Source organism: Psychromonas hadalis ATCC BAA-638 (genome assembly GCF_000420245.1).
GTDB classification, from domain to species: domain Bacteria; phylum Pseudomonadota; class Gammaproteobacteria; order Enterobacterales; family Psychromonadaceae; genus Psychromonas; species Psychromonas hadalis.
Genome location: NZ_ATUO01000221.1, coordinates 1 through 4,458, shown reverse-complemented (window position 1 = coordinate 4,458; position 4,458 = coordinate 1). Strand labels below are relative to the sequence as shown.

Genomic DNA, 4,458 nt, shown 5'->3' with positions numbered 1-4,458 from the left:
TATTAACACAGCACAATAATCCTCATTTTTCTCTATTTTCGACTACTCATTGCATAACAGCACTCGCCTTATCTTCCTGATTTGTGTAAAATTACGCACTATTTTTTATGCAATTTTATATTAATCGAGATAAAACCAATGCAGCACCTTGATGAAATCGTTGCTAATGCGCAACAACAGATAGAAAATGCCGTTGATGGCAATCAGTTAGAAGAAATCCGTTTACAATATTTAGGTAAAAAAGGACTCATGACCGAGCAGATGAAAGGGCTAGGTAAATTACCACCTGCTGAAAAACCTGCTGCCGGTCAGATGATCAATAAAGCCAAACAGGCGATTCAAGCGGTATTAGTGGCGCGTAAACAGTTTTTTGAAGCAGAAGCGTTAAACGCAAAACTCGCACAAGAGACCATTGATGTAACATTACCCGGTCGTGGTGCTCCATTGGGTAATATTCATCCGGTGACACGTACCACTGAACGTATTGTTGAGTTCTTTAGTGAACTTGGCTTTGAAGTTAAAAATGGCCCTGAAGTGGAAGATGCTTACCATAACTTTGATGCATTGAATATTCCGCCACATCATCCAGCACGTGCCGATCACGATACGTTTTATTTTAATCCTGATTTAGTATTACGCACACAAACCTCGGGTGTACAAATTCGTACTATGGAAAATCAAGAGCCTCCAGTGCGTATTATTTCACCGGGGCGTGTTTACCGTAACGATTACGACCAAACACACACACCAATGTTCCACCAAGTGGAAGGGTTGATGATTGCTGAAAATGTCAGTTTTGCACAGCTTAAAGGTATTCTGAACGATTTCTTACATAATTTTTTTGAAGAAGATTTAGAGATCCGTTTCCGTCCCTCGTACTTCCCATTCACTGAACCTTCTGCGGAAGTTGACGTAAAAGGTAAAAACGGATGGCTTGAAGTATTAGGTTGCGGCATGGTGCATCCAACAGTATTGAAATCGATGGGTGTTGATCCAGAAAAATACTCAGGTTTCGCATTTGGTATGGGTATTGAGCGTTTAACAATGCTGCGTTATGGCGTAAATGATTTACGTTCTTTCTTTGAAAACGATCTTCGTTTCCTCAAGCAATTCAAATAGGGTTTAAAAATAATGAAATTTAGTGAAGCTTGGTTACGCGAATGGGTTAACCCTGAAATTAGCTCTGAAGAGTTACAACACCAAATTACCATGGCGGGTCTTGAAGTAGACGGCGTTGAAGCGGTAGCGGGTGAGTTTACAAAAATTATTATTGGTGAAGTTGTTGAGTGTGGTTCGCATCCTGATGCCGATAAACTTCAAGTGACCAAAATCAATGTTGGTGGCGATGAATTAATTGATATCGTTTGTGGTGCTAAAAACTGTCGTTTAGGGTTGAAAGTTGCCGTTGCAATGGTCGGCGCTGTACTACCGGGTGATTTCAAAATCAAAAAAGCCAAACTACGTGGTCAGCCATCATTTGGTATGTTGTGTAGTGAATCAGAATTAGGCATGGCTGAAAGTGCAGAGGGCATTCTTGAATTGCCACTGGATGCACCCATTGGTTTGTCTGTTCGTGAATACTTAAATCTTGATGACGTCACCATTGATGTTGACTTAACAGCTAACCGTGCAGACTGCTTAGGTATTGCGGGTCTTGCGCGTGAAGTGGGTGTGTTAAATAGCATGTCAGCGACAGAGCCTACATGGGACAATGTTGCCGTTTCTATCGACACCGAAGTCGCGATTAACTTACAAGCACCAGAGGCTTGTCCACGTTATCTTGGCCGTGTCATTAAGGGTATTAATCAAGATGTAACAACGCCACTTTGGATGGTTGAAAAACTACGCCGTTGTGGTGTGCGCAGTGTCGATGCCATTGTTGATATTACTCAATATGTCTTACTTGAGTTTGGTCATCCGATGCACGCATTTGATCTCGCTAAACTCGATGGCGGTATCGAAGTCCGTCTTGCAAACCAAGATGAAAAACTGACGTTACTTGATGGTAAAGAGGTTAAATTAAATAGCGACACATTAGTGATTGCGGATCAATCTAAAGCACTGGCAATGGCGGGTATTTTTGGTGGTCAAGATTCTGGCGTACAAGCGCAAACAACGGATATATTCTTAGAGAGCGCCTTCTTTGCGCCACTGGCTATTGCAGGACGCGCGCGTAGTTACGGTTTACATACTGATGCTTCTCATCGCTATGAGCGTGGTGTTGATCCAACATTACAAACAAAAGCGATAGAGCGTGCAACGCAGTTATTAGTTGAAATTTGTGGTGGTCAAGTGGGTCCCATTACCGAAGCGGTAAGTGAAGAAAACTTACCTGTTCAAGCGACTATTTCACTGCGTCGTCATAAATTAGATCGTTTGATCGGTCATGTTGTTGAAGATGCGCGTGTAACAGAAATCCTCACTCAATTGGGTTGTGTTGTCACGTTTAGTGATGATACTTGGACCGTGGTTGCACCTACTTACCGTTTTGATATGGAGATTGAGGAAGACTTAATCGAAGAGGTTGCACGTGTTTACGGTTATAACAATATCCCTAACATTGCGCCACAAGCCGCCTTAACGATGCCTGTACACAATGAATCAGTATTAACGCTTTCTAAAATTCGCAATGTATTAGTAAACCGTGAATTTAATGAAGCGATCACCTATAGTTTTGTTGATCCTGACAAGCAGTTAAAACTACACCCAGAAGCAGATGCGCTTATTTTGCCACACCCTATCTCTAAAGATATGTCGGCAATGCGTGTTAGCTTATTAACGGGTTTGTTAGAGAGTGTGTCTAAAAATCAGAAACGCCAACAACCGCGTGTACGTCTATTTGAAACGGGTTTACGTTTTGTTAAAGATGAAAATGCTGAGAATGGCATTAATCAACAGGCAATGTTGTCAGGCGTTATTATTGGTAATTTACATGATCAACATTGGGATATTGAATCGCGAAATGTAGACTTCTTTGACCTTAAAGCGGATTTAGAAAGTGTGTTAGATCTTTGTGTTGATGGTGTGAGCTTTGAATTCAAAGCGGAAAAACACAGTGCGCTGCACCCTGGTCAGTCAGCCGCGATTTATCGTGATGGCAAAAATATTGGTTATATCGGTGCATTGCATCCAAACCACATGAAACCTTTTGCAATCAAAGGCACGCCGATTGTATTTGAAGTGGAATTAGAAGCAATTAGTACACGTCAACTACCCGCTGCAGGTGATATATCTAAGTATCCTGCTAATCACCGCGATCTCGCATTTGTGGTCGATAAGAAAATAGATGCTGGTAAGGTCTTAAAATTTATAGAAAAAATTGGCGGAACTCAATTAGTTGGCTTAAACTTATTTGACGTATATGAAGGGCAAGGCGTAATTGAAGGGTGCAAGAGCTTAGCAATAGGTTTGATCTTACAAGATACGACGCGCACTTTAGAGGAGCAAGAGATTGTCGACAGCGTAAAAGCAATTGTTGAGGCAGTTTCTGCGGAGTTTAATGCATCGTTGAGAGAATAATTTATGGCACTAACTAAAGCTGAAATAGCAGCACATTTATCACAGGAAGTCGGTCTTAGCAAACGCGACGCAAAAGAGTTTGTTGAGTCCTTTTTTGAAGAGATAAAAGCAACACTTGCAAGTGGAGAGGCTGTCAAAATCTCTGGTTTTGGTGGTTTTGAACTGAAAGATAAAAGTGAGCGTCCTGGCCGTAATCCTAAAACAGGTGAAGATATTCCCATTGCTGCGCGACGTGTTGTTACGTTTAGAGCGGGGCAAAAACTCAAAGAGTTAGTGGAAGAAAATTTACCAAACACCCCACAAAAGGGCTAGGTTTTCTCTTAATACCAATGGAATTAATGAAGTGATCAAGTATTGCGCAGGAAAAATCACCACTAACAAGGCGTGAGTTGCAGCCTTTCGAGAGATTAACTACGTTAATCCTCTATCGGGGCATTAATTAGAAGACTTTAATGCCCCGATAGTTGTTCTCACTTCACAAAATCGTATGGAACGATTTTGAACAGCTTTAGCTGACCACGTAGTGGTGAAGAACAGGGATGTTTTGAATAAAACTCACAACGCTGGTAGGGATGATTTTAACAAGCAAGGCTGTTCACCTTTTTCGTTCTTTTGGTATAAACTGTTAAAAAAGTCGCATTGGAATCGTTACACAATAACTTGCGCTAAATTGTTTTCAAAAAGCCTGAAATGACTGGTTATTTTGAAAACAAAAGCGCAAGTAATTTTGAAGCCGATCCATAGTGGCTTTTTTTTTGGCTTTTTTTTATGAACTGAAACGCATTTTTTTCTGATTAATTCCGTACAATTATCAATGGTATTTAACATTTTTATGAGGAGAATAGATTGCCTTTAAATCAATATAAAAAAATAGTGGTATTAACGGGCGCGGGAGTATCTGCTGAATCAGGTATTCGCACTTTTCGTGATAAAGATGGT

Annotated in this window: 3 protein-coding genes and 1 pseudogene; all 4 read left to right on the top strand. The window is 40.8% G+C overall.

Annotation, left to right across the window (positions count from 1 at the left end; all coding sequences use genetic code 11):
* The first annotated feature begins 138 nt into the window (after positions 1-138).
* A complete protein-coding gene (gene pheS / locus G322_RS0117655) occupies positions 139-1,119 on the top strand; it encodes a phenylalanine--tRNA ligase subunit alpha (protein WP_022943023.1) in 981 nt (326 codons plus the stop codon).
* A 12-nt stretch (positions 1,120-1,131) separates the two neighbouring features.
* Positions 1,132-3,519, top strand: coding sequence for a phenylalanine--tRNA ligase subunit beta (pheT, locus tag G322_RS0117650; protein ID WP_022943022.1), 2,388 nt, complete (start codon positions 1,132-1,134; stop codon positions 3,517-3,519).
* Between the two features lie 3 nt (positions 3,520-3,522).
* Positions 3,523-3,831: an integration host factor subunit alpha gene (locus tag G322_RS0117645; protein WP_022943021.1), complete on the top strand. Its 309-nt coding sequence runs from the start codon at positions 3,523-3,525 to the stop codon at positions 3,829-3,831.
* Between the two features lie 534 nt (positions 3,832-4,365).
* Positions 4,366-4,458: pseudogene (locus G322_RS24405) on the top strand (NAD-dependent protein deacylase); the annotation flags it as partial.

Coding starts and splice junctions, on each gene's coding strand:
- pheS (WP_022943023.1), top strand. CDS start 139: ATGCAGCACCTTGATGAAATCGTTGCTAATGCGCAACAACAGATAGAA.
- pheT (WP_022943022.1), top strand. CDS start 1,132: ATGAAATTTAGTGAAGCTTGGTTACGCGAATGGGTTAACCCTGAAATT.
- G322_RS0117645 (WP_022943021.1), top strand. CDS start 3,523: ATGGCACTAACTAAAGCTGAAATAGCAGCACATTTATCACAGGAAGTC.